This is a genomic window from Marinobacter denitrificans, assembly GCF_008795955.1.
GTDB classification, from domain to species: domain Bacteria; phylum Pseudomonadota; class Gammaproteobacteria; order Pseudomonadales; family Oleiphilaceae; genus Marinobacter; species Marinobacter denitrificans.
Genome location: NZ_VMHN01000001.1, coordinates 1,687,976 through 1,712,772, shown reverse-complemented (window position 1 = coordinate 1,712,772; position 24,797 = coordinate 1,687,976). Strand labels below are relative to the sequence as shown.

Sequence of the window (24,797 nt, the reverse complement as noted above, 5' to 3'; positions counted from 1 at the left end):
TCCGAGGGGTTAACATGAGTCATGTATTGTTACTGGCCAATTTAAACCACGAGTCTCGCAACTCATGCAATCCACACTAACCATGAGCGCCTGGTTATGAAAAAAACGGACTGGCCCATTCGGTGGGATCTGTTGCTTCGCTACCGGCTGATTGAAATCATTGCCCTGTGGGAAGGACGGCTCACCACCAACCACATCTGCCATAGTTTCGGCATAGGGCGTCAGCAGGCTTCCAAGGATATCAACACCTACCTGCGGGAACTGGCGCCGGATAATCTGGTTTACGATCGCCACCTGAAGGGCTATGTTCCTTCGTCAAACTTCCGCCCCGTTGTCACTACCGGCGATGCCAGCGAATATCAGGATCTGCTGGCACGACAGGACAGCCTCAGTGACACGTTCGAATCGCTGAACATCAGCTTTCCGGACAGCACCATCGTGCGCGGCCCCCAACGCGTTGTTAAACCAGAAGTCATGCGGGCTGCGGTGGCCGCCACACGTCACGGCAGGGTAATGAAGGCAGAGTATGCTTCTCTGAGCCCCGCAGGCGTTTCGCAGCGCACGCTAGAGCCCCACACACTGGTCTGCGTTGGCCATAGCTGGCACCTTCGCGCCTGGTGCGACTCCAATCGGGAGTTCCGTGATTTTGCTCTCAGCCGCTTCCGTGGCAAGCCGGAAACCATTCGCCAGCGCAGCCGCCATACCAGCCATCAGGATGAGGACTGGAACCGCCGGATTTCCCTGGTGATGGTACCGGACAGCCGCCTGAACAAGACCCAGCAGGAAATCATTGCTGCCGATTATGGCATGAGTGATAACTATCTGGAGCTGACCACCCGGGCCGCTCTGGCTCCCTATATGCTGTCACGCTTCGGGCTGAGTGCCGACAGCCGCCATCCGGACCCCATGGTGCAACAGCTGGAGCTGGCCAATGAGGAACAGCTTGGCATTGCGGAATCTGCCCGTGAGCGTGCTATTAAAGCGGTGGCCGGGCTCTGCTAGACTGCGCGGGTGATTACACTCCGCGCTTCCACCCAAAAGCTCCTTACCGCTGCCCTGCTGCTTTGGCTGCCCACTGCTGCCACAGCGGGGGCATGCGGTGCTTCAGCTACGGAAATCTCCCGGATTCAGGGCGAGAATGCCCGCTCTCCGCTCGCCGGCCAGATTGTTACTGTTGAAGGTGTAATTACCATGGATGCCCGCCACAAGGGCGGTTTCCGGGGGTTTTACCTGCAGCAGACCGATGACGAAACCGACGCCAACCCGAAAACCTCCGAAGCTCTGTTTGTTTACACCGACCGCTCTGCGGGCAGCAAGGGGGAGAGGGTTCGGGTATCCGGACGGGTCAAGGAATTCCACCACCTGACCGAACTCACTGATGTTGACACCCTCACGGTCTGCGGCACCGGGCGCCTGCCAGCACCGATCCCGGTAACACTGCCTTGGCCAGACAACCAGCAGCCAGAACACCTTGAGAACATGTTGGTGACCATAGCGGAGCCCCTGACCGTGATTGATCACTACAATCTTGCCCGCTACGGTGAACTGACGCTGGCTGCCCGTAATCAGATCATCCCGACGGAATTCATGGAGCCCGGGCCGTCTGCCAAGGCGCTGTTCCGGACCCAGCAGGAAAACCGACTGCTACTTGATGACGCCAAAGCAGTGCGGAATCCCCGGCCGGTTCCCTGGCCGATCGGAAAACTCGCGGCCGGCAACACGGTCAGGGCGGGTGATCGCATAACCGGGCTCACAGGAATCCTGGACTACCGATTCAACGCCTGGCGGGTGCAGCCATTGTCCCCGCCGACCTTTCAGGGTGCAAATTCCCGGCCTGCTCCACCAGCACGCCCGGATTCCTCGTCGCTCAGGGTCGTGACTCTTAACCTGGAGAACCTTTTTAATGGCGATGGCCAAGGGGGCAGTTTTCCAGCGCCACGGGGCGCAGAATCCGCCAGCCAGTTCGAACGGCAACTGGCCAGGCTGGTAACCACGCTGAGCGCTCCGGACCCTGACATCATCGCAGTGACAGAGGTGGAAAACGACGGCTATGGGCGCCACAGCGCAATTGCAGAGCTTACCCGCGCTCTGGGCGAGCACTGGCAATACATCAAAGCCCACAGTGAAACCGGCAACGATGCCATCCGTACCGACCTGGTGTACCGCACCGATCGGGTAACCGCTCTCGGTAGCGCCAGCCGACTGGCATCGGGTCCTTTCCGGCACAGAGGCAGGCCTCCGGTTGCGCAGGTGTTCCGGCCCATGGGCAGTGACTTCGCCCTGAGAGTTGTCGTGACCCACCTGAAATCCAAAGCCTGTCGTGGCGCCACAGGCCCTGACCGCGACCAGCACGATGGTCAGGGCTGCTACAGCCACAGCCGTGAACAAGCCACCCGCGCCATCCTCCACTGGATTGATGCACTGCCACAAGCCGAGAACCTGGCGGGCACGCTGATTACCGGCGATATGAACAGCTATGGCCGGGAAGCGCCACTGCAGGCAATGGCAGAGGCGGGCTACACCAACGCCGTGCGCAAGTTTCACGAGTGCAACGACATCACCTGCAATCGCACCAGCTATCGCTACCGGGGCCGTAGCGGCACCCTTGATTACAGCCTGGTGTCGAAAGGGCTGGCAGGGCATCTGGTCGGCGCCACCACCTGGGCAGTCAATGCCGACGAACCCCAGGCTCTGGGTTACCAGGGCCCGATCCCGGTCGATGAAAACCTGCCCTGGCGTTCATCAGACCATGATCCCGTCATTACCGACTTTTCCTTCTGACCGCTCTCATCTGAGTCTTCACCTGGACCCGACGTTGCCCGACTGCCGTAGGTCAGGGGCGGACAGGCCAAAGCCCGGCACCGGAGAACCGGTACACTGGACAGATCGAACCAGAGCGGATGTCTACTGTGAAAATACCCACTCCCAATTTATGGCCAGCCGCCAGAACCGGCCAGCGCTGGCTGGTTCAGGCAAAACGACGAGAAACTGTTATCGATGGGCACCGGATGGTGTACCTGGAAAAAGGAACACCGGCTCCCGGTCGCCCCACCGTGCTGTTGCTCCATGGCTTTGCGGCGATGAAGGAAAACTGGGCACTCTGGCTGCAACGGCTTCCCGGCCACTGGCACATCCTGGTGCCGGACCTGCCGGGATTCGGGGAGAGTGATTATCACCCTACGGCCCGCTACCGCTACGAAGACCAGGCTCTGCGACTGAAAGACTGGCTGGCCTCCCTCTCTGCCGGTGAGGTTCACATTGCGGGTAGCTCCATGGGCGGCGCTATCGCCGCTGTGCTGGCCCATAAAATGGCGCCGGCATCCCTGACCTTGCTCAATAGCGCCGGCATCCCTGAACATCCGGATGTGGATATCAACGCGCCTTTCGAATCCGACCGGGACCAACTGTTGATTCCCCGGGATTGGGGCGGCATCTACCGCATGTTCAACAGCGTGGGTAACGGCAGACCCACAGCCATGGGCATGGCCATGACCGGCCTCCTGGGCCCAGACCTGCTTAACCGTACCGATGCCCTGCGACACATTTTCGCTGACATGCTGGCTGACGCCCTGGCGCCGGCACGGTATCTGGGGTCGGAGACGCCCCCGTTGCAGGTGCAATGGGGCGATCGCGACGTGATTACGCCACCACGCTGCCTTGACTGGTTCGGTTACGCGACCCCCGAAGCAGATATCCGGCTGTTCCGGAATGTGGGCCACCTTCCGATGCTGGAAAGCCCCGGACTCTCCGCCCGCGCACTGGCCGGTTTTGTAGAGCGTCATTCCGGGCACCCCTGAACCGACACTGGCCACTAATTGGCCTACATATCCCGTTGACCCGTCAGCGGAGTCATGGGGTGCGGGGGCGGATCGGTTCATAATCGGGCAAGAAGTTTCATCCCTGACATAACAACAACAGGAAACGTGAGGAAACCCCATGCGCGCCTCAGTATCGACAACTCAGGATCTGGGCATGCCGGCCATCTACCTGCATTTGCTGGCAGAGTTGTTACGAACCATCGGCGTTGACGAGAAAGCGCTGCTCAAACGTGTCGGCCTTGACCCGGTGCGGTTGAAATCCACGGATCTGCGGGTAAGCCAGTCCCAGGCCAGCGAATTCGTGACCCGGGCCATCATAGAAAGTGGCGAGCCCGGCCTCGGAATAATGCTGGCTCGGGAACTGCGGCTGCCACTGCATGGAGCCCTGGGAACGGCTGTAATGAGTAGCCGGACCCTCGAAGAGGCCCTTGAACTGATGACCCGTTACCTGACCCTACGGGCACCACACCTCCAGGTCAGCCGCCGTCAACGGGAGGATCAGGCGGTATTCAGCATTTCCTGCGACATCGACCTTGGCCCCCTCCAGGGCTTTATCATGGACGCCATGCTGTTCGGGTGCGCGTCGATGGGCGCCCAATTGACGGGAGCCCCTGTGGCCGGGTCTGCCATTCACCGTCGTGGTCCGGAACCGGCGTATTTCTATCGCTTCCGCCAGCAGATTCCGGTACCGGTGGTCTACGGTGCCGCCGAAGACGCCATTGTGATCCCGCACCAGCAATTGGCTCTGCCCATTCGTTTTACCGACGACCAGCTGGCGGCGTCTTCAAAAGCGCAATGCGAGGAGGCGCTGCGGCTGCTCACCGAAGATGCGGGCTTCGCCTGCCGGGTACGGCGGGTGATTGAAACCAGCCACCCTTTTCCGCCCAAACTGGCGCGTGTTGCTGCCACTCTGTTTGTCTCCGAGCGAACTCTAAAGCGGCGGTTGCAGGCGGAAGAGGCAAGCTTCCAGAACCTGGTTGACCAGGTAAGGCTGGAACGGGCCGGCGAGCTTCTGGAAAAAACCTCGATGAATCTGAGCCAGATTGCTGATGCTCTGGGTTACGCCGACGCCGCCAATTTCACCCGCGCCTTCAAGCGCTGGACCGGGCAGAGCCCCAGCCAGTACCGTCATCGAGAGTCGTCTCCACAGGTCGCGCCCATAGGCCGGGGTACTGTGCGGGCAATGGCCTGATCCGGTCAATCGATGCCGATTATCTTGTGCATTTGCAGGGTAAGCCGCCATTGTGGATGGGCCAGGCAATAGTCGGTCGCCTTACGGGTATTACTCTGCTTGACGACGTCCGGCTCGCCTGACGAAAGCGTTGGCGACGCCATGGGAGAGAGGAAATAGTGACTGGCCCGGATATCGGCAAAACGTTCGGGCAGTGCCAGCGGCTGGGGGTAGACCACTTTCAGCTCATCACACTGGCGCAACACCACCGGTGCGTCTGCCTTGGGGCTGACACACAGCCAGTCGATTCCCGGCGGAGCCGGTAACGTGCCGTTGGTTTCAACCCCCACTTCAAAGCCGGCGCGATGGAAAGCGTCGATCAGTTTGCTATCCAGCTGCAACAGGGGTTCGCCGCCGGTACAGACCACATAAGGCCGCCCAGGGGCATCGGGCCAGAGGCTACGAATGTGCGCAGCCAGCGCATCGGCTGTCTCGAACCGGCCACCGTTCTGGCCGTCTGTTCCGACAAAATCCGTATCGCAGAAATTACACACAGCACTGGCCCGGTCCTTTTCCCGGCCGGTCCAGAGATTACACTTACTGAAGCGACAGAACACCGCCGCCCTGCCGGCCTGGGCCCCTTCCCCCTGCAGGGTGTAAAAGGCTTCTTTTACCCGGTACATCAGCGAGCCGCCTCATAAGGCAAGGGATCTGACAAGCCATTTACAGCAAAGGCTTCCAGCCGTTCGACACAGGAGCCACAACGGCCACAGGCCTTTTCCCGGCCGTTATAACAGGTCCAGGTGTTGCTGTAGTCGAGCCCCAGTTTCACTCCTTCGGCGAGGATGTCGCCTTTGTCAGACCCCATAAAGGGCGCTTCGACCCCTACCGGCTCATAGTTGGCCACCCGGCAGACGGCGTCCATTTTTTCCACGAACTCAGGCCGGCAGTCAGGATAGATGGCGTGGTCGCCGCCGTGGGCACCATACCAGACGGCTGCCGCCCCGACGGTCACCGCGTAGCCGGTGGCCAACGAGAGCAGGATCATATTGCGATTGGGTACCACGGTGGCTTTCATGCTCTCTTCTTCGTAGTGCCCTTCCGGCACCGCCATATCTTCGGTCAACGCTGACCCAGCCATGACCTCGGCAAGAGCACGGATGTCGATCACCTTGTGGGGAATCGACAATTCGGCGCATACACGCCGCGCGCATTCGAGTTCGCGAACATGGCGCTGACCATAGTCAAACGACAGGGCATGAACGTTATACCCGCGGGCACGGGCAAGATGGAGCAGGGTGAATGAGTCCATTCCCCCCGAGTAAATCACAACAACGGTCTCTGTCATCAGGGCATCCGGTCCTGTCCCCGCGGCCAGTCGGGCCGTCAGGGGCTTCTGAATATGAGTGGGATAACATCCGTGGACATATTGTAACAGTGGAATGCCATCATGGGTTCGCGTCTGCGGGAGTGGGCGGGTAAACTCACAAAATGGCTCACCAACAAAAAAACTGACGGAATGACAACCGAACCCAGTCCAGCGTTTATTGACTTTGAGGCCTCCAGTCTTGACCTGATTGCAAGTTACCCCATTGAGGTCGGCATCTGCTTACCCGATGGCGCGCTGCACAGCTGGCTCATTCAACCCCATGTACTTTGGCAGGACTGGTCAGAGAGTGCGGAAAATATTCATGGCATTACCCGCCACACCCTGGAACAGGAAGGCACGCCAGTATCCGAGGTGGCAGCCAACCTTAACAGGCTGCTTGTGGGACAGGTCTTCTGCGACGCCTGGACCTTCGACAGCTTCTGGCTGCATCGGCTGTTCCGGGCCGCCAACACCCGCGCGGATTTCCAGCTGGAGTCCATTTCCACGTTGCTGGATGCGGACCAGGTAAGGCTCTGGGCTTCTTCACGGCAACAGGTCATCACCCAACTGGGGTTACCCGTGCACCGGGCCGCCAATGATGCTCTGATACTGCACAAAACCTGGAAAGATATTCAGTTGCTCGCTTCTGGCTCAGTGCTTTGAGCGAGCGATTCTCACCGCAATCACTTCCAGCCCGTCCCGCAGTGTATTCAGCGTCCAGTAGGTGACCAGCACCATCAGTGCGGCTCCAACGACGGTGAAAGAGAAATCATCTCCCACCATCCTGCTCTGGGCAAGGGCCATGTAGGCCACCAATACCAGCAGCAGGACGACTTCTACAATGGCATGGATCTGGAATCTGGCTTTTGCTGATCCGTTTTCTTCGGACATCTGCTTCGGTTTCAACCTCTGAATTGCGCGTATTAGTTAGTGTGCAAATTATCGCCCGACTGGTACCGCAACGTCTGTACGAACTAGTGGCTACGGAGTTTCCACAACAGCCACGGCAAGCGACTGAACATCAGAAGCAGTTCAGGAAGGGAGGCATAAAAAAACGCAGCCCATTGGGCTGCGTATAAAGGAGAGATCCATTCAGTGCGTCACAGATAAAGGTGGGCACCGAGGGATTGCACAACGTAAAACACGTGACAGGACAAATTATGAGCAGTTTCCCGGGCCGCGTCTGTAGGGGTTTGCCGAAGCGCTTTGACTATTGCAAAGCATGGGGTAAGCGATACACTGGTATCAGTGCCGAAGTAGAAATGTCCGGGCGTTAACACCGGCAAAGAGCCAGAAGATATGTCGAAGAATCAGGAATATTCAGTGATTGAAACCATCGCACGCCGTAATAATAACGGGATGTGTACTCACACCATGGTGAAAACTATCTGACGGCTTTCGGTCCAGTCCCGGGAGCCATTGGCGCGACCGGGCAAGCTTCTCCGCAAGACCCCGGTTGCCCAAGGCGCCGGGGTTTTGTTTTTGCAGCCGCAAAACGACAAGGAGAAGATCATGAAGAAACATCCAACAAAAGCAGCAAACCAGCCGGCAAGCAGCCGCATCGGGCCGATCAGACGCCCCGAAAAGCTGCCGCTGCTGGATGCGATCTGCAAGAAGCTGAACCAGCGGGTCAATCTGGACGACGAACAGCGGGTACTGGGAGTCTATGAACGGGGCTGGATCTTCAAGGGCGTACTGGGCAACACCAATGAGGCTGAAGCCCGTTACATCAGGGCACTTGCCACCCGTTACAACTCCTGGATTGCACGGCAGGTCGCGTAACGGAACATCTGCGGGCGGAACCGTCAGTGCTGGCGGTTCAGGCCCTGAATCATGGCGGCATCGCCGCCATGCACCATTGCATAGTTATTGACCACGTCGTAGATCTTTGCCTGGGAGTAAGGCTTAACCACGTAGCCATTGGCACCGGCACTGATAGCTTTCTGAATACTGTCAATGGAGTCATCCGCCGTAACCAGAACAATATGCTGGTTCTTCCTGGCCGCCTTGAACTCTTTCATCAGTTCATGACCGTTACCATCGGGAAGTCCCAGGTCCAGCAGCACGATGTGAAACTCACCCTCATTGAAAGCTTCCCGGGCACCGGCTACGTTTTCCTTCTCAGCCACAGCGGTTGCGCCGGCTTTGTACAGCATCTCCACCAGCCTCTCCCTTATGACTGGTTCGTCTTCCACTACCAGTATTCTGAGATCACTCATATACCCTGCCTCCTGATTCTGTTTAATACCGGGCACTGCCCTGTGCCTCAAAGGGGGTCATTACCGGTGCGTCTTGGAATCGCCAGTGGCTCATGCTTTGGCGGCGGCTCAGACTCCTGACCATTGCCCGGGTGCATGCCGTCAGAACCTGCGACCTCCGGTGCAGACCGGGTAAGGATATTACTGATACTCACGGCCGTCGTGTAGAGGGAGATGGCAATGATCAGCAGAATGGGCTGAACAAAAGCCACAAAGCCAGGCACTTCCCGGTTCCCGGTAATACTGAGCATCAGGATGATAGCCGGCCCCAGCACCAGAAACAGCGTAAGGGCAATGAAGAAGACGATGCGCTCCTTGTAGCGGCCAAGATCGCGGTTAGTGACCAACCCCAGCACGAACTTGCCGATGGCCAGGCCCGCCAGTATCGCGGCGGCGATGCTCAGGTCCGGCCGCAGCAGCGTTTCGTAGAGCTGACCATCCCATAGCCGTTGCATACTGATGACCAGAAACGGAAACAGGACGAACAGGATATCGGCATAGGTTCCGTACATCATGCTCAGTGAATACTGTTCATTTGGCAGCTGGTTTTGGCTCATTGCTCGGACTTCCTGTTGTTGGCGGTAACGGCGCCAGTTTTCATGCTTGTGTCTCCCGGGCCTGTAATGCCCTGTCGATCATGTCATTCAGTGTTTGCAGTTCACTGTGAACCCGGTCCCAATCCGGCTGTTCAGACTTCATACAGGCTTCCAGTATACCTGCCTGGCGGGTCATCTCGGGGTAGCCCATGGCCCCGGCGGTGCCCTTGATCTGGTGAGCCTCTGTCTGCAGGCGCTCACGATAATGACTGCTGGCGGCCTCGGACATCACGTCTTTCCTGGCGCCAAGCCCGTCCAGAAAACGCTCAACCAGATGAGCAATATCCGCATCACTGACAGCGGCGTTCTCGCCCTTATCCGCATCGGTAAGGTAACGGTTCAGGGTGGCCAGCAAGTGCTCCCGGTCGATAGGCTTGTTCAGCACACCATCACACCCTGCCGCCAGCAGGGCTTCGTTCTCGGACTGGTCACCGGCGGTAAAGGCAATAACCGGGCGGCGGAAGCCGGTCTGGCGTAACAGGCGGGTAGCTTCCACACCATCCAGTTCCGGCATATGACGATCCATCAGTACCAGTTGTACGGATTCTGAAAGTGCCCTGCGAACAGCCTGGTCGCCACTGGCCACAGTGATAACCTCCAACCCCTGGGCGCGCAGCATTCGCTCCACCAGTCGACAATTATCTTCGTTATCCTCGGCCACCAGTACAGTGCCGGAGTAGCGTCGGACACCGCGCTGCTCACTTTCCGGCCTTACCACCAGATAACGCGCCAACACTTCGTAGAATCGCTGCTTGTCGATCGGCTTGGCCAGGTGATCGTTACAGCCAGCCAGGCGATAGTCGGCAATATCCTCGGCCATGACATTGGCGGTTAGGGCGATCACCGGAGTGTTCAGGCCCGCCTCCCGGATGGCTGCCGTGGCGTCGCGGCCGTTCATCACCGGCATCTGAATGTCCATCAGGATCAGGTCGAACGATTCACGTAATGCCTGGTCCAGCGCTTCTGCTCCATTATTGACATTCACCAGCTCTGCACCGGTCCGCCCTACCAACAGAGACACCAGGCGGCGGTTTACCTCATTGTCTTCCGCCAACAGAATTCGCCCGGACAACCGGGGTGCCACCACCATCGGAATACTGCGGCGACGTTGCGACAGCTCTGAACCATCCCGCAGGAAATGCACACCCTCCAGCGACCCGGTATCAATGGAAAGCTCAAACTCGCTGCCTTCGCCGTACGTGCTGGTCACCGAGATGTTGCCGCCCAGCAATTCGGCCAGCCGGCGGGAAATGCTCAGCCCCAGCCCGGTACCACCGTATTGCCGGGCAATGGCCGCGCTGCCCTGGGCAAACGGGTCAAACAGCCGGCCCAGTTGCTCCGGTTTCATTCCTATACCCGTATCCACAACCCTGGCAACCAACCTCTGCTGCGGTCGATCACAACGAATATTCAGGGATATAGAGCCTTTCTCCGTGAATTTGAGCGCATTTCCGCACAGATTGATAATGATCTGGCGGAAGCGGGTGGGGTCTGTGGCGATCTGCTCAGGTAACGGAAACTCGCAGACAACATGGAATTCCAGACCTTTTTCCCGCGCCCGAGGGCCGAAGAAGGCGCGAATTTCATCCAGCAGCTCCGGCAGGTTTACCGACACAATGTCCACATCCAGCTTGTTGGCGTCGATTTTCGAGTGGTCCAGAATGTCGTTGATCAGGTCCAACAGGTGCCGGCCGCTGCGGACGACGGTTTCCGCGCTGCTGTGCTTTTCCTTCTCGGTAAGGTCCGGGTCAAGCAGGGTTTCACCATAGCCGATGATGGCCGCCAGCGGCGTGCGGATCTCATGGCTCATGTTCGCCAGGAACTGGCTTTTGGCCTCTGCCGAGTTACGGGCCAGCTCTTTCTCCAGGCGCTCCTGTTCACGTTCGCGTTCGATGCGCTGTCGCTGATGCCTTTCGGTGGCATCAATACAGGTACCTTCCAGATGCGCGGGCTCGCCGTCGTTGTCATACACCGTGTGCAGGGAAATAGTCGCCCAGCGTTCCTCTCCGTAGCAGGTGTAGTAACGCGCCTCAATGCCCTTCACGGTCCCCCGTGACTCCAGCTGCCCGATCACCCAGCGGCGGACACGCTCATCGGCAAAACAGGTCTCCAGCGCGTCCGGGTTTCGGTCAAGCAGTTCACGGCTGCTGCTGTACCCCATCAGCCGCGCCATAGCAGGGTTTGCAGTGACAAAACGCCGGTCGAGGGACATCTGGAAGACCCCCTCAATGGCGTTATCAAACAACGACTGGTAGCGGCGAAGGTTGGCCAGGGCGCGCTGGCTCCAGCCCAGGGCCTCACCCTGGACCTGCTTGATGCGGTCGGCCAGGGCGAAAGAAAACAGGATAATCTGGGCGGTCAGCCCGAATTGTGGGGCGTAGGTTGTAAACATGTTGAGCGGTAGATAGCCCATTACGGTAAAGGCGTAAATCCCGAAACCCACCAGCGCCAGTGTCCAGGCAAAGAAATAGGAGCGTGCCGCCGGGTTGTAGTAACGCCATGACAGGTAACTGACCACAATCAGGATAGTGCTGAGCAGAATCGAAGCCAGTACGATCCACTCCATCGCCGTGTGATAGGGCAGGAACAGAGACAACACAAAGGTGGCCACGATGGAGTAGAGGCAAAGCTGGATAACCTTGTCCAGGTCGGCCGACCGCTCCCGTGTTTCCAACAGGGAGCGGGCCATCAGCAGACCCCAGAACCAGGTCATGATGATCTGGAAATGCAGGTACTCTTTGTTCAGTAAGGCGGGACGCTCTTCAAGCAGTTGAATGCCATGCACCTGCTCGGTAGCAATAAACACCGTGGCCGACACCAGGTAGAGCACATAATAGATGTTGCTGCGCTCACGTACAGCGACCGCCACGAACAGGTTATAGGCCAGAATGGCCAGAATGCTGCCCAGCAGGATGCCGCGCACAGCTTCGTCCACGGACACTTTTTCGATGTAGGCGTCGGGATGCCAGAGGGTGATCGGCAAACGGAAAGTGTTAGTGTTGGTGATACGCAGATAGATGCGTGTTGACGTGCCCGGCTCGAGGGTCAGCCTGAATGTGGGGTTGGGAACTGCCAGGTCACGTCCGGACCAGTCGCCTTCGTAGCCCGCCCGGCGCTGCTCAACCAGTTCCCCATCCTGCACCACGTAGAGCACCACCTCATCCACCAGTGGCAGTGCCAGCTCCAGTATCCAGTCCGTCAGAGCCGCACCGGCACCGACCTGCAGGTCAAACCGGGCCCAGTAGGCCGACTCGGTATAACCGAAGTTCAACACGCCACCTTCGTGACGGGTAAAAGATCCGGCACTGCCGGACAGAATGTCATTAAAGCCCAGGGTGTGCTCAGGGTCTTCCAGATACCAGACACAACTACCCAGGTCCCGCACGCTGGAAGTGGCGTCGTTGAGTCGGATTTCACCGTCCTGGCAACGTTCCTGCGCCACGGCTGAAGCCGGAATGACAACAGCCAGGACCACAAGAACCAGACTCCTGAGCCATCGGACGTGACATTCCCATTGCTGCAAAATGTGATCTCCGCGAGGGCAGATGCCTGTTTTTTGATTTATTGTTCGCTGTCATGCACGGGCCGCTGGTTTCAGCGGCACCAACGCCCAACACTTTAGCGTTTTACTTGCGATTACGCATCTCGGGGTCACACGAAATGAGACATTCCTGCTTTTTCGCCGCCGTTTCGTCGCTTGCCGTGTTGCTGTCCGGCTGCGGGCCTGATTCCTCTTCCGGCAGCAATTTCCGCAACCCGGCTGAGAGCGTTTCCCTGTCGTTCGAGAGCTTTGAGCTCAGGAATGAAGAAGGGTTGCCCGAAATCCTGTCAAAAACGATTTTCTATGACTTCTACCGCGGGCTCGAACCGGCTGAGGGCGCGGACGATCAGGGTGTAGCCACACAGTTACGTGAACGGCTGGACCTGCTCATGGGTCTGACGCCCACTGATGACGGCTCCAGTTACACCAGTGCACGTAACCCCCTGGACTTCCTGCACCATGTGATTGCCTCCAACCAGGTGGACAATTTCAACCAGGGCCGTCAGCTGATGCGGGACAGTATTACCGAGGGCGAAGGAGCAAGATATAACACACCCGACAAGGACGCGCTGATCCGCTTTACGGAAACCGGGAATAATAATGGTGAAGAGCCCGCTGCGGATGAACGCTGGGTCTATTCGCTGCTGGACTGGACCAGCAACCCGCAAATGAACAAGGTTTTCCGTGCGGCCCAGTTCATAGCCAGGGAACCGGATGCCGATGAGAGCAGTCCCTCGGAAGTCAGCAGCGCCCTATGGAGCGGACATTTTGACGGCCCCGATTTTGGTATCAGTGGGTACAACGAGGTGGAATTCTCCTCCACCAGCCTGACTGGGCGTGAATTCGGAAATGCGGAATTAAGACAGGAGTTTATCGGCAACAAAAGTGACACGCTGTCGCTGACGCAGACATCGGGCATTACGATCAATGAGGAGACCCCCGATTGCATCCGGGTGGACATCGACTACGTAGACGCGAAGGTCCTGGTGTTTACATCGACTGGGGAGCCGCCCAGCAACGAGAACGAGGACACCGGTACAAGCACTCCCAATCCGGCCCATTGCGGCAACCAGCAGAATGGCGAGGAAGCCGTCGCCTACCAGTCTGTGGTTATCGAGGAGCGTCAGTAGTTGGCGCCACCCTGCATGTTCCAGTTCCGCAGAAAGCCCTTCTTGCGGTCAATCATCCGCTCATAGGTGGAAATCATGATGGCTGCATGGGGGGCTTTGGTCAGCCGCAGGGTTTCGATGCGGCGCTCCAGACGCTCCACTTCCGTACTGATCTGCTGGCGCACGTGGGAACGGACACTGTCGTGATGATCAAGCTTGACCGGTCGTGGCTGGTCTTGCCGTGCCTGAGACTGCGTTGGTTTATTCATGATCTTCCTCTTCCGCTGAGTATTCTGATCAATACGCCGAAACCTGTCATTTCGCCCATTGTTGTATGGTGTGGCTCTGGGGCCGTGGCAAAATAACTATTCATCCTTTTGTTTCGCCGAGCTTTTTGGCAGCTCTTTCAGTCACTGTAGCAGGCGTTCGCCACTGTATGTGATCTGATGCAATACTGCACAACTGTCAGACAAACTTCAATAAAAATGAATAGAGTTTCATATATTTTGTCTGTGCGGCAAAGCCACCTCTGAAAACACACGCAGAAACCCCTGCTATAGTTCCATTCAGTGTATGTAGCCATTCAGGACCGGGAAGATTTCTTATGAGCCAGACATCCGTCGCCGACACATTGCGGGAATACCTTTCCCTGCTGGAACTGCTTGATGATGCCTACTGGGAAGCAAGCTCCATTCATCACAAGGACATGCTGTACGACATTATCAGCATTTTCAGCCAGGAAGTGGCGGAGATGAACAAGCTCAGTATCATGGACCATCACTACCCCTATGAAGTGATCACAGAAGGGATACGGCGGGTGGTTCCGAAGCTGGAACGGCTGGACGAAAGCCGGGAAGAGGTCATCCAGAGAACCCAGACACTGACTGACTTCCGGGATATTCTGTCGTCAGTGCAGGGCATTCTCGAGGCGCAACTGGCCACCATGTGACGCCCCTCAGGCCGCCACCAGTGGCCGCTGGCTCTCGGGGATCAACGGGAAGCGGTCGCACACCGTGTAGATGAAACGCGCAAGCGCGGGAATATGGTGGCCGACAATCGGTATGCCCGTGTTGAGCAGACTGACCGAGATATCACGGCCCGCATCTGCCCAGCACAGTTTGTTGATCAGACCCACATGGCCGAAGGCATAACGGCTGTTCTGGCCCCATAACCCCAGGGGATTGCCGCCGAGCATCATACCTGCGCTGAAGCGCATGGGAATCATCATGGTGCGATCAACCTGCAGCGAACCAAACTGTTGGATAGAGCGCCTGACGGTCATTTCGCTGCAGATCCGCTTGCCATTCCAGACGCCGCCATTGAGCATCATCTGGAAAAATCGACCCATTTCTTCTGCCGTTCCGCACAGGTTGCCCGCCGGAATCACTGCCTCCTGGAAACGCGGGTCGTTCACCACCCGCTCCACGGTACGAATGTCGCCTCCGAGGGCACGGTTAACAATCCACGACACCGGGAAGCGCGGCGTCGGCCCGGTGGCGTAATTGCTGGCCAGTTCCGTGACATGCTCCGGCGCAATGCCGTAAGTAAACCAGCGCATGCCCATGGGTTTGCGAATGAAACGGTCGATAAACGCTTCAATCGTGTCGCCAGTGACTTTCTCCAGCACCCGCTGCAACACGAAGCCACCAGTGATGGCATGATAGGCCACCTTGGCGCCATCCACCTCCACCGGTTTGGCGTCACACAACAATCTCCAGATTTCGTCCCTGTCCCAGAGCACATCGATGGGCGTTTCCCGGGGAATCGCCGGAATACCGCCACGATGGGAAAGAATCTGGTGAACGGTAATGGTGCGTTTGCCACCACCCGCAAATTCCGGGCAGTAATAGGACACCGGGTCCATAAGGTTGACCAGCCCCTGTTCCGCCAGGATATGCATCAGCAGGGCGGTGACGGCTTTGGAGGCGGAAAAGTAGCAAATGGGGGTGTCGGTGGTCAGGGGAACTTTTATGGCGTTGGGGCCGTCGCCGGGGCCATTGCCCGTGGCATGGCCGATAGCACGATGCAGAATCTGCTCGCCCCGATGTCTCACTGACAGCTGCAGCCCGGGATGCACACCGGTACGGTAGAGTTTCTCGACACTGCGCCAGATGTCCTCGACGACCTCCGGATTCACACCAGCCCGTTCTGGCTGCTCTCCCTCCGCATCCCGGCAGGTAACGTTTGCCAGGTCATCGGGAACGGCACAGGTATGAAGGGCACGGCGGGCAATTCGGTTCATCGCTTTACCTTTGTTGTCAGTGTTTGTTCACGAATTATGGGCTTCTTCGGTCAGTGGCGCCATAACCACCTGGTTGCGACCATTCGATTTGGCCTGATACATCGCTTTGTCGGCCGCTGCACAGAGCGCGCGGAAGTCGGGGCCGTTGTCCGGGAACACCGAAACACCTATGCTGATGGTCAGCCGCACCGTTTTGCCGTCCCCCAGAGGTTGAGGCGTTTCACTGATCAGATTGCGCAGGCGCTCGGCGGTTTCGTTTGCCTCGTAGCGATCCATCTCCGGCAGGACAACGACAAATTCTTCACCCCCAAAGCGGCCAATCACATCCACCCTGCGCATACTGTCTGCCAACAGGTGGCTGGTTGCCTTGAGCACCGAGTCCCCGGCGGCGTGGCCGTACTCATCGTTGATGTCCTTGAAATGGTCAAAATCAATCCACAACAGCGACAGGGCACGACCATAGCGCTTGGCGCGGGTGATTTCCTCCTCCAGTAAACGGGTTGTCTCACGACGGTTTAACAAGCCGGTCAGGGGGTCCAGGGTTGCAAGTTCAGCCAGCTCATCCTCCAGTGCCTTGCGGTCGGATATGTCAAGAATTATGCCTTCCAGCACCAGACCCCCGTTGTTCTCAACGGCTCTGCCCCGCTCCCAGACCCAGATACGCTGACCGTCGTTGCGAACAAGGGGGTACTCGAGGGAATAGGGTTCGGCATTGCCAATGGCAGACTCGACCGCCCTAAGGTTATCTTCTTCGGCGTCATCAGCGATCAGCTCGGCAAAACTGATCCGTTTGTTATTTAACAGCTCATCCGGCTCGTAGCCGGTCAGTTCACGACATCCGCTGGATACGAACAGCATGGTCCAGTATTCGTCGTATCGACAGCGGTAAGCCATACCAGGCAGGTTATCCATAAGTGTCGACAACTGGCGTTCGCGCTGGCGAATGGTGATTTCCGCCTCCCGTATATCAGTAATGTCCTGGCCAATAGCAATAGAACCGACGATGTCGCCCGCATCGTTGCGGAGGCTGCGGGAATTCCAGGAGATCAGTCTCTGGCTGCCCTCCCGGGTGGTGATGCGGGTCTCGTAACCGACGACTTCGCCTTCATCCCGCAGAATTTCCTCAGCGCGGGCACGAATTCTTGCGCGCTCTTCGTCGTCAGGGTACAGCCATGGCCAGATTTCGTCGGACCCTAAAACCTCCGCCCGCCGATAACCGCTGATATCTTCGGCAGCCTTGTTCCAGAGCACCACCCGCCCCATCGGGTCGAGCACGTTAATCCAGACGTTCGCCCGCTCAATCACGCTTTCACGAAACTGGTTCAGGTTCTGTATTTCCTCGCGCTGGTGATGGTGCAGGGACAACATGGTCCGGTCACTGCTGAACTGCCGCATCAAGGCAAGAAACAACACCAGCGCCGTCACCAGAACGAACAGGATGCCCTTGTAGGTCTGCACACGGCTCAGCGCTTCGGGGTCCGGAAACCATTGTTCGGCAAGGTAATCAGAAAAGGTTATCCACAGCCCTCCCGCCAGCAGGTAGAGACTCACTACCCACAGGGATCGGCGCAGCGGCGCATGGCGGCCTTTAAGTTTGTCCATTCAGACCCTGTCTCCGTAGGCCAAAAGTGCCCCGATAGTGCACCCATCGAGGGAACCGGAAATATGTAGGCATGCTTTGAAGTTAGTCACTGAGCGCCGGGGCGTCGAGAGTTGGTTGCAATTGATTACGATCAAGCAACGAAGCGGAACACTGAGGAGATGCTATTTATGGTTATCTGGCCTAGTGTATGAAAAAGAGACATCCCGTCAGGTTCAGCCGACACCAACCCGAGAGGTAAACGGTGCCAGACCCGAATTCGCACGAATACAACGAACAGCATTACCGTTCGTTGTTCACCTATAACCCCGATGCGGTTTTCACATTGAATCCGGCAGGGGAGTTCGTGCAGATCAACCAGGCGGGTTGTGATCTTATTGATGCGAAAGAAGAGGAAATCCTGGGCCTGCATTATGAAATGCTGGTGGTGGCAGAGGACAGGGAGCGCACAAGCCGCCATTTCGAGGAAACTCTGGCCGGGAACCACCAACGCTACGAGATACGCATCGCAAACAGGCGGGGTGAAATCCTGCAACTGGATATCCTCAATATACCCATTATCGTGAATGGTCAGATCACCGGTGTACACGGGCAGGCCCGGGACCGGACCCGCGAGCGCCAGACCGAGGCTCGCCTGCGCATACTGGAACGAAGTGTAGAAGCATCATCAAGTGGTATCACCATTGCCGACGCCAGGGCCCCCGGGTTCCCTCTCATCTATGTAAACCCGGCCTTTGAACGGATGACAGGCTACCGCGCCGAGGACATGGTTGGCGCAAATTGCCGCATACTCCAGGGGCCCGAGACCAGTCGAGCGGCTATCGCGAGCATTCGCTCGGGCCTTGCCGCGATGCGCGAGGTCCATACCTCGTTGCTGAATTATCGCCAGGACGGCAGCAGCTTCTGGAACGACCTCTACATTGCTCCGGTCCGCAATGGCGATGAGGAAGTCACTCACTTCATCGGTATACAGACGGACATCAGCGACCGTGTCCGGCAGGAGGAGGTTCTGACCTTTCAGGCCAGCCATGATTCCCTGACCGGACTTCCCAACCGCATCTACCTGGAATCCCATCTGCAAGGCATCTGTCGCCGGGCTCACGCCCGGCAACTGGCCATCCATGCCCTGTTCATCGACCTGGATGGCTTCAAACCCATCAACGACAGCCTTGGCCATGCCTTTGGTGATGAAATACTGGCTCAGACTGCCCGGCGGCTGGAGGCCGTCCTTCCGGATGATGCTACTCTGGTGCGGTTTGGTGGTGATGAGTTTGTCGCTCTCATACCCGCCCTGGAGGAACGCCAGGCTATTAACCGGGTGGCAGACGTGATCCTCGAGCAGTTCTCCAGGCCTTTTCTCAATGAGGACGTGGAGATCACCCTCTCGGCAGCCATCGGCATCGCGACAGCCAATGGTACGCTGGATAAATCCATGCTGTTGATACAGCAGTCCGACATGGCGATGTACGAGGCCAAAAAGCTCGGTGGTAACAACTGGCAATGGTTCAACAAGACCCTCGATCGTCGTGTGCAACACGAAGTCGCGTTGCGCCAGCAACTTCAGCAGGCACTGGCCACGAACCAGTTCGAGCTGTTCTATCAGCCTCTGTTCAATAACGAGCTCGCCATTGTCGGTGCTGAAGCACTGATTCGCTGGAATCACCCTGACCGCGGCTATATCTCGCCCGCAGAATACATCCCCTTGTCAGAGCGCACGGGGCAGATCCTTCCCATCAGTGAGTGGGTCATGGAGGAGGCCTTCGCCAGGGCAGCAGAACTGGCTGAAATCGGTGTGCCAGGCATCTCCATCAACCTTTCACCGCTGCAGTTTCATCGCCACAACCTGGTGGAACGCCTGGCTCGCCTGAATGATCAATACCAGCTGGCGCCGGGACAGCTCTGTGTTGAAATTACCGAGAACGTTTTTCTGACTGACCCCAAGGACGTCATCAGGCAGCTGCGGGAAATCCGGAGCATGGGTATCGAAGTTGCGATCGACGACTTCGGCACCGGATTCTCAAGCCTCAGCTACATGCGTGACATGCCGGTTAACAGGATCAAGATCGACCGTTCGTTTGTTAGTGGCATCACCTCCAATAACAGTGATGCGGCGATCACACGCGGCACCCTGTCCATGGCCAGGGAACTGGGAATGAGTGTGGTGGCCGAGGGGGTGGAAACCGAAGAGCAGTTCAGGTTACTACAACAGTTCGGGTGCACCGGTTACCAGGGCTTCTGGTATTCGCGGGCGCTGCCGCTGGCAGAGCTTCGAACCTTTTCCGCCGCGCCGGTAACCGCCCCGGAGAAATAGCGCTGGCACCAGAACCAAAAAAACCGGAGAGCCCTCACAGGCTGTCCGGTTTTTTAGCTCAGGCAACCGGGCTCATCCCCCGGCTGACCTGGCACTGGATCACTTCACAGATGCCCGGGCGTCAGCCAGGATCTTGTTGAAGGTCTCGCTTGGCTGCATGATCTTGCAGACTTTTTCCGCCGGCGGGTGGTAGTAACCCCCGATATCCGCCGGATGGCCCTGGATCACGCTCATTTCTTCCAGGATCTTGTCCTTGTTCTCTTCAAGCTGCTTTGACAGTTTCTCGAAGAAGACTTTCAGGTCCTTGTCATCGTCCTGCTTTGACAGCTCTTCCGCCCAGTAACGAGCCAGGTGGAAGTGGCTGCCACGGTTGTCCAACTCACCGGTGTTACGGGAGGGTGACTGGTTGTTCTCCAGCAGTCGCTCGGTGGCTTTGTCCAGGGTCAGGCCCAGCAGACGGGCACGCTCGTTGCTCTGCTTTTCACCCAGCTCTTCCAGGGAAACCGCGGTTGCCAGGAACTCACCCAGCGAGTCCCAGCGCAGGTGGTTTTCCTGCAGTACCTGCTGAACGTGCTTGGGTGCGGAACCGCCAGCACCCGTCTCATACAGACCACCGCCATTCAGCAGCGGGACGATGGAGAGCATCTTGGCACTGGTGCCCAGCTCCAGAATGGGGAACAGATCAGTGAGGTAGTCCCGCAGTACGTTGCCGGTGACGGAGATGGTGTCCAGGCCACGAATCAGGCGCTCCATGGTCCATCGGATGGCGCGTACCGGAGACTTGATCAGAATTTCCAGACCTTCGGTATCGTGCTCCTTCAGGTACATGTTCACTTTCTTGATCAGCTCGGCATCGTGTGGACGCTCGTCGTCCAACCAGAACAGGGCCGGCATACCAGTGGCACGGGCACGGTTTACCGCCAGCTTGACCCAGTCGCGGATCGGCAGGTCCTTGGTCTGGCACGCACGCCAGATATCACCCTTCTCGACCTTGTGCTCGGTCAGCACGGTGCCGTCCTCGGCAACCACCCGAACGATACCGTCTTCCTTGATTTCAAAGGTCTTGTCGTGGGAGCCGTATTCTTCGGCCTTCTGCGCCATCAGGCCAACGTTCGGCACGGTACCCATGGTGGTGGGGTCAAAGGCGCCATGGGTCTTACAGAAGTTGATCACTTCCTGGTAGATGGTGGCGTAGGTGCTCTCCGGCATCACCGCCTTGGTGTCCTTGAGCTTGTTGTCCCGCGCCCACATCTTGCCTGAGTTACGGATCATGGCCGGCATGGAGGCGTCAACGATGACGTCACTGGGCACGTGCAGGTTAGTGATACCCTTTACCGAATCCACCATGGCAATTTCCGGGCGGTGCTCGTAACAGGCGTGCAGGTCTTCAAGGATCTGTTCCTGCTTGGATTCCGGCAGTTGCTTGATCTTCTCGGTAACGCTGGACAGACCGTTGTTGGGGTTCACGCCCAGTTCATCGAACAGCTCGCCGTACTTGTCGAACAATTCCTTGTAGAAAATCTTCACCGCGTGACCGAACACGATCGGGTGGGAGATTTTCATCATGGTGGCCTTGACGTGCAGTGAGAACATCACGCCAGTCTTTTCGCAGTCTTCGATGCACTCTTCGAAGAACTTGCGCAGGGCTTTGCAGCTCATGAACATGCCGTCCAGCACTTCGCCTTCCTGCAGCGGCAGTTCACCCTTCAGTACCGTCTGCTCACCCTTGGCGTTTTCAAAGACGATGCGGGCGTTGGTGGCCTTGTCCAGGGTCAGTGACTGCTCGTTGGAGTAGAAGTCACCACCGCGCATGTGGGCCACGTGGGTGCGCGATGCCGGGCTCCACTCGCCCATGGTGTGGGGATGCTTGCGGGCAAAGGCTTTCACCGCGGTCGGGGCGCGGCGGTCGGAGTTGCCTTCCCGCAGTACCGGGTTAACGGCGCTGCCCAGTACTTTCGAGTAGCGGGCGTGAATTTCCTTTTCTTCGTCAGTTTCGGGATGTTCCTTGTACTCGGGAAGCTTGTAGCCCTGCTCGTTAAGCTCTTTGATGGCGGCCCTCAGCTGGGGAATGGAGGCGCTGATATTGGGAAGCTTGATAATGTTGGCTTCCGGGTCCTTGGTGTAATCACCCAGCTCTTTCAGGTCGTCAGGGACCCGCTGGTCTTCCTCGAGGTAATCGGGAAACAACGCCAGAATACGCGCCGCCAGTGAAATATCGCTGGTTTCAAATTCGATGCCGGCCGGCTTGGCGTAGGTTTCCAGGATAGGAAGCAGGGACCGTGTGGCGAGGGCGGGTGCCTCGTCGGTCAGTGTGTAGATAATCTTGGCTTTGGATGATGTCATTTTCGTCCTCAGGCTAATGGGTGAGTTCAGGACGGTCATGGCAGGGTCAGGTGTCTTGTGAACGCCCGACCTGAGCAATGACTGATTCGGGAACTTTTGATAGGCCTACTAAGATAGCATTTTTTTGACAATTCTGGTTACGATCTTAGTATAAGAACCGACTAAAAATGCGCTAAAACCCGTTACAGGACGATGAAAAGGCAGGATTTTACGAAACTTTCGGACATTTCGGGTTTGGCGCCATTGGGAGTATCGCGCTGGAGGTGGGGCCAGCCAAAACACGCTCAAGCACATCCCTGTGGCGCTTGAGCTCCGCCATCCATGGCTCCGCACAGTTTTGGCTGCCCCCACCTCCAGCGCTCAGCAAACCCTCTGCGGGCCTGCCCGCACGTAGGTCGAATTAGCCGCAGGCGTAATCCGACAACCACTCCAACGGCGAACTCACCCCTTCGGCAATAATTGCGCCTCTTCCAGACAATCCCCAATCCGGTCCAACGCCTCCGGATTCGCCAATGCATCCCGGTTATCGGCCTTGGACGAGCCGTTGATCAAACGCGCCACCGCCAGCTCAACCTTCTTTCCGCTGCGCGTATACGGAATATCCGGCACCTCGATAATGTGCTTTGGCACATGGCGTGGGCTCGCCCCCTGGCGGATGCGGGTTTTGAGAGTTTTTTGCAGGTCGTCGGTGAGGGCTTCGCCTTCGGCCGGTACGACCAGCAGGACCACTTCCACGTCACCGTCGATCTGGCGGCCGACAACCAGGCTGTCTTTCACCTCAGCGATGGTTTCCACCTGGCGGTAGATTTCGGCAGTGCCGATTCTGACGCCGCCAGGGTTGAGGGTGGCGTCGGAGCGGCCGTAGATGATGGCGCCTCCGTGTTCGGTGAATTCGATGAAGTCACCATGAGCCCAGACACCCGGGAAAGTGTTGAAGTAGGCGTCTTTGTAGCGCTCGTCGTCGGGGTCGTCCCAGAAGCTGACGGGCATGGACGGCAACGGCTGGCGGCAGACGAGTTCGCCACGGCCGGAACTGACAGGTTTGCCATCGTCGCCATAGGCAACAGCATCAACACCCAGGAAGCGACACTGGATTTCGCCCCGGCGCACTGGCAGCAGGGGGGTGGAGCCCACGAAACAGCCGCAGATGTCGGTGCCGCCGGCAATGGAGCCGAGCAGTACGTTCGGGGCACCGTCGCTGTAGACCCAGTCATAGTCTTCCGGTAGCAGCGGTGAACCCGTGGAGAAAACCACCCGCAGGGCATCCAGATCCAACGTTTTCGACGGTGCCAGTTCTGCCTTGCGGCAGCCAGCAATAAAGCGGGCGCTGGTGCCGTAGTGGGTGACTTTCTCATCTGCGACTACCTGCCACAGGTAGTTCAGGTCCGGGTAGCCAGGGGAACCGTCAACGGTGATCACGGCTGCGCCGGTGAGCAGGGCAGAGGCCTGCCAGTTCCACATCATCCAGCCACAAGTGGTGAAGTAGAGGAAGCGGTCGCCCTGGCCCACATCGCCATGAAGCATCAGTTCCTTGGCGTGGTTGACCAACAGGCCGGCGTTGCCGTGCACAATACACTTGGGTTTGCCGGTGGTGCCGGAGGAATAAAGGATATACACCGGGTGCTCCGGTGGCAGGGGCGTGAAGGAGGGCGCCTGGCCCTGTCCTTCAGCAAGCGCAGCGTCCCAGTGGGTGACCTTGTCGCCGGCGATGGCGGGCTCGCCCGGCAGTTGTTCGATGCTGACCACGCACTTCAGGCTTGGCAGGCCATCGATCAATCCTGCGAAATCCTGCTGGCGGTTGAACACCTTGCCGCCGTAACCATAACCGTTCACCACAATCAGTGCCGCCGGCTCGATCTGGCCAAAGCGGTCGAGAATGGCGCCAACGCCGAAATCCGGGGACGCCGAACTCCAGATAGCGCCCAGGCTGGTGGTCGCCAGCATACCTACCAGGGCCTCGTAGCCATTGGTGACCACACCGGCAACACGGTCACCCTGCTGAATACCTTTGTTGCGCAGAAAGGCTTCCAGAGCACCGGTATCAGCCTTCAACTGGGAGTATGTACGGCGCAGTACCGGGCGGGTTTCGCAGTAGGCCACCACGGCTTCTCTGTCTGCCTGGTCACCATCCGCCAGCCGCAGCAGATTGGCGGCAAAGTTGAGTTTCATGCCCGGGAACCATTCCGCTCCTGGCATTTCCCGCTTACCCAGCACTTTCTCGGCGGGGGTCTCACATACCAGGCCGCAGTAGTCCCAGACCTTCTGCCAGAAAGTCTCCAGGTTATCGATCGACCACTCATGCAGAGCATGGTAATCCGCAAAAGGGCCGAAGCCCTGTTGCTCCAGCCACCCCTTGAACCGGCCCATCTGGCAATTGTTCAGTGTGTCTTCCGAGGGAGACCAGACCACCGGTGATTGTTCTGTATTGCTCATCCGTCT

20 protein-coding genes are annotated in these 24,797 nt (G+C 58.0%); 9 read left to right on the top strand and 11 right to left on the bottom strand.

Annotation, left to right across the window (positions count from 1 at the left end):
• Positions 1 to 96: 96 nt before the first annotated feature.
• The 4 genes from FO268_RS07880 (at position 97) to FO268_RS07865 (ending at position 5,010) form a co-directional block, all read left to right on the top strand.
• Positions 97 to 1,002 (top strand): WYL domain-containing protein, encoded by a 906-nt coding sequence (locus tag FO268_RS07880; protein WP_150991431.1) that lies wholly within the window; start codon positions 97 to 99, stop codon positions 1,000 to 1,002.
• A gap of 9 nt (positions 1,003 to 1,011) precedes the next feature.
• Positions 1,012 to 2,781 carry an ExeM/NucH family extracellular endonuclease gene (locus FO268_RS07875; RefSeq protein WP_225316527.1) on the top strand — a complete coding sequence of 590 codons (1,770 nt, stop codon included), beginning with the start codon at positions 1,012 to 1,014 and terminating at the stop codon, positions 2,779 to 2,781.
• Positions 2,782 to 2,900: 119 nt separating this feature from the next.
• On the top strand, positions 2,901 to 3,797 hold the full coding sequence (locus FO268_RS07870; protein ID WP_265103231.1) for an alpha/beta fold hydrolase: 897 nt from the start codon (positions 2,901 to 2,903) through the stop codon (positions 3,795 to 3,797).
• 139 nt (positions 3,798 to 3,936) lie between these two features.
• Complete coding sequence (locus FO268_RS07865) at positions 3,937 to 5,010, top strand: AraC family transcriptional regulator (RefSeq protein ID WP_150991425.1); 1,074 nt, start codon at positions 3,937 to 3,939, stop codon at positions 5,008 to 5,010.
• 5 nt (positions 5,011 to 5,015) lie between these two features.
• Here the strand turns inward: FO268_RS07865 and queE are convergent, their stop codons facing one another.
• Together queE and queC are read right to left on the bottom strand one after the other, a co-directional pair.
• Positions 5,016 to 5,672 carry a 7-carboxy-7-deazaguanine synthase gene (queE, locus tag FO268_RS07860; protein ID WP_150991422.1) on the bottom strand — a complete coding sequence of 219 codons (657 nt, stop codon included), beginning with the start codon at positions 5,670 to 5,672 and terminating at the stop codon, positions 5,016 to 5,018.
• Positions 5,672 to 6,337 (bottom strand): 7-cyano-7-deazaguanine synthase QueC, encoded by a 666-nt coding sequence (gene queC / locus FO268_RS07855; protein ID WP_150991419.1) that lies wholly within the window; start codon positions 6,335 to 6,337, stop codon positions 5,672 to 5,674. Before queC ends, queE begins: the two co-directional genes overlap by 1 nt.
• 171 nt (positions 6,338 to 6,508) lie before the next feature.
• Here queC and FO268_RS07850 point away from each other — a divergent pair, with 171 nt between their 5' ends.
• Complete coding sequence (locus FO268_RS07850; RefSeq protein WP_150991793.1) at positions 6,509 to 7,021, top strand: 3'-5' exonuclease; 513 nt, start codon at positions 6,509 to 6,511, stop codon at positions 7,019 to 7,021.
• On the opposite strand, the gene FO268_RS07845 is transcribed toward FO268_RS07850, so the two are convergent.
• Entirely contained in the window at positions 7,010 to 7,249 is a 240-nt protein-coding gene (locus tag FO268_RS07845) for a hypothetical protein (RefSeq protein WP_150991416.1), read from the bottom strand. The two genes, FO268_RS07850 and FO268_RS07845, sit on opposite strands and share 12 nt — an antisense overlap.
• 621 nt (positions 7,250 to 7,870) lie before the next feature.
• On the opposite strand from FO268_RS07845, the gene FO268_RS07840 reads away from it, so the two are divergent.
• The gene (locus FO268_RS07840) at positions 7,871 to 8,140 is read left to right on the top strand and encodes a hypothetical protein (protein WP_150991413.1); all 270 of its coding nucleotides are present in this window, start codon (positions 7,871 to 7,873) and stop codon (positions 8,138 to 8,140) included.
• Positions 8,141 to 8,163: 23 nt separating this feature from the next.
• On the opposite strand, the gene FO268_RS07835 is transcribed toward FO268_RS07840, so the two are convergent.
• The 3 genes from FO268_RS07835 to FO268_RS07825 are packed head-to-tail and all read right to left on the bottom strand — an operon-like array spanning position 8,164 to position 12,687.
• Entirely contained in the window at positions 8,164 to 8,577 is a 414-nt protein-coding gene (locus FO268_RS07835; RefSeq protein ID WP_150991410.1) for a response regulator, read from the bottom strand.
• Positions 8,578 to 8,624: 47 nt separating this feature from the next.
• Positions 8,625 to 9,173 (bottom strand): hypothetical protein, encoded by a 549-nt coding sequence (locus FO268_RS07830; protein WP_150991407.1) that lies wholly within the window; start codon positions 9,171 to 9,173, stop codon positions 8,625 to 8,627.
• 40 nt (positions 9,174 to 9,213) lie between these two features.
• Positions 9,214 to 12,687 carry a response regulator gene (locus tag FO268_RS07825; protein ID WP_404802901.1) on the bottom strand — a complete coding sequence of 1,158 codons (3,474 nt, stop codon included), beginning with the start codon at positions 12,685 to 12,687 and terminating at the stop codon, positions 9,214 to 9,216.
• 185 nt (positions 12,688 to 12,872) lie between these two features.
• Here FO268_RS07825 and FO268_RS07820 point away from each other — a divergent pair, with 185 nt between their 5' ends.
• The gene (locus tag FO268_RS07820; RefSeq protein ID WP_150991401.1) at positions 12,873 to 13,883 is read left to right on the top strand and encodes a hypothetical protein; all 1,011 of its coding nucleotides are present in this window, start codon (positions 12,873 to 12,875) and stop codon (positions 13,881 to 13,883) included.
• Here the strand turns inward: FO268_RS07820 and FO268_RS07815 are convergent.
• Complete coding sequence (locus FO268_RS07815; protein ID WP_150991398.1) at positions 13,877 to 14,131, bottom strand: hypothetical protein; 255 nt, start codon at positions 14,129 to 14,131, stop codon at positions 13,877 to 13,879. The two genes, FO268_RS07820 and FO268_RS07815, sit on opposite strands and share 7 nt — an antisense overlap.
• Positions 14,132 to 14,466: 335 nt before the next feature.
• Between FO268_RS07815 and FO268_RS07810 the strand changes: the two genes are divergently transcribed.
• Entirely contained in the window at positions 14,467 to 14,811 is a 345-nt protein-coding gene (locus FO268_RS07810; protein WP_150991395.1) for a hypothetical protein, read from the top strand.
• Between the two features lie 6 nt (positions 14,812 to 14,817).
• Here FO268_RS07810 and FO268_RS07805 read toward each other — a convergent pair whose 3' ends face one another.
• Together FO268_RS07805 and FO268_RS07800 are read right to left on the bottom strand one after the other, a co-directional pair.
• Positions 14,818 to 16,104 (bottom strand): serine hydrolase domain-containing protein, encoded by a 1,287-nt coding sequence (locus tag FO268_RS07805; protein WP_150991393.1) that lies wholly within the window; start codon positions 16,102 to 16,104, stop codon positions 14,818 to 14,820.
• A gap of 27 nt (positions 16,105 to 16,131) precedes the next feature.
• On the bottom strand, positions 16,132 to 17,706 hold the full coding sequence (locus FO268_RS07800) for a sensor domain-containing diguanylate cyclase (protein ID WP_150991390.1): 1,575 nt from the start codon (positions 17,704 to 17,706) through the stop codon (positions 16,132 to 16,134).
• 242 nt (positions 17,707 to 17,948) lie between these two features.
• Between FO268_RS07800 and FO268_RS07795 the strand changes: the two genes are divergently transcribed.
• Entirely contained in the window at positions 17,949 to 20,015 is a 2,067-nt protein-coding gene (locus FO268_RS07795) for a putative bifunctional diguanylate cyclase/phosphodiesterase (protein WP_150991387.1), read from the top strand.
• Between the two features lie 99 nt (positions 20,016 to 20,114).
• Here the strand turns inward: FO268_RS07795 and FO268_RS07790 are convergent, their stop codons facing one another.
• Both FO268_RS07790 and FO268_RS07785 read right to left on the bottom strand, forming a co-directional pair.
• The gene (locus FO268_RS07790; protein WP_150991384.1) at positions 20,115 to 22,358 is read right to left on the bottom strand and encodes an NADP-dependent isocitrate dehydrogenase; all 2,244 of its coding nucleotides are present in this window, start codon (positions 22,356 to 22,358) and stop codon (positions 20,115 to 20,117) included.
• A 441-nt stretch (positions 22,359 to 22,799) separates the two neighbouring features.
• Complete coding sequence (locus FO268_RS07785; protein ID WP_150991382.1) at positions 22,800 to 24,791, bottom strand: acetoacetate--CoA ligase; 1,992 nt, start codon at positions 24,789 to 24,791, stop codon at positions 22,800 to 22,802.
• Positions 24,792 to 24,797: the final 6 nt, after the last annotated feature.

Bases quoted from the DNA above. Each gene is read 5' to 3' on its own strand.
- FO268_RS07870 (WP_265103231.1), top strand. From the start codon at position 2,901: ATGTCTACTGTGAAAATACCCACTCCCAATTTATGGCCAGCCGCCAGA.
- FO268_RS07830 (WP_150991407.1), bottom strand. From the start codon at position 9,173: ATGAGCCAAAACCAGCTGCCAAATGAACAGTATTCACTGAGCATGATG.
- queE (WP_150991422.1), bottom strand. From the start codon at position 5,672: ATGTACCGGGTAAAAGAAGCCTTTTACACCCTGCAGGGGGAAGGGGCC.
- FO268_RS07800 (WP_150991390.1), bottom strand. From the start codon at position 17,706: ATGGACAAACTTAAAGGCCGCCATGCGCCGCTGCGCCGATCCCTGTGG.
- FO268_RS07790 (WP_150991384.1), bottom strand. From the start codon at position 22,358: ATGACATCATCCAAAGCCAAGATTATCTACACACTGACCGACGAGGCA.
- FO268_RS07840 (WP_150991413.1), top strand. From the start codon at position 7,871: ATGAAGAAACATCCAACAAAAGCAGCAAACCAGCCGGCAAGCAGCCGC.
- FO268_RS07865 (WP_150991425.1), top strand. From the start codon at position 3,937: ATGCGCGCCTCAGTATCGACAACTCAGGATCTGGGCATGCCGGCCATC.
- queC (WP_150991419.1), bottom strand. From the start codon at position 6,337: ATGACAGAGACCGTTGTTGTGATTTACTCGGGGGGAATGGACTCATTC.
- FO268_RS07810 (WP_150991395.1), top strand. From the start codon at position 14,467: ATGAGCCAGACATCCGTCGCCGACACATTGCGGGAATACCTTTCCCTG.
- FO268_RS07880 (WP_150991431.1), top strand. From the start codon at position 97: ATGAAAAAAACGGACTGGCCCATTCGGTGGGATCTGTTGCTTCGCTAC.
- FO268_RS07820 (WP_150991401.1), top strand. From the start codon at position 12,873: ATGAGACATTCCTGCTTTTTCGCCGCCGTTTCGTCGCTTGCCGTGTTG.
- FO268_RS07785 (WP_150991382.1), bottom strand. From the start codon at position 24,791: ATGAGCAATACAGAACAATCACCGGTGGTCTGGTCTCCCTCGGAAGAC.
- FO268_RS07850 (WP_150991793.1), top strand. From the start codon at position 6,509: ATGACAACCGAACCCAGTCCAGCGTTTATTGACTTTGAGGCCTCCAGT.
- FO268_RS07805 (WP_150991393.1), bottom strand. From the start codon at position 16,104: ATGAACCGAATTGCCCGCCGTGCCCTTCATACCTGTGCCGTTCCCGAT.
- FO268_RS07845 (WP_150991416.1), bottom strand. From the start codon at position 7,249: ATGTCCGAAGAAAACGGATCAGCAAAAGCCAGATTCCAGATCCATGCC.
- FO268_RS07835 (WP_150991410.1), bottom strand. From the start codon at position 8,577: ATGAGTGATCTCAGAATACTGGTAGTGGAAGACGAACCAGTCATAAGG.
- FO268_RS07815 (WP_150991398.1), bottom strand. From the start codon at position 14,131: ATGAATAAACCAACGCAGTCTCAGGCACGGCAAGACCAGCCACGACCG.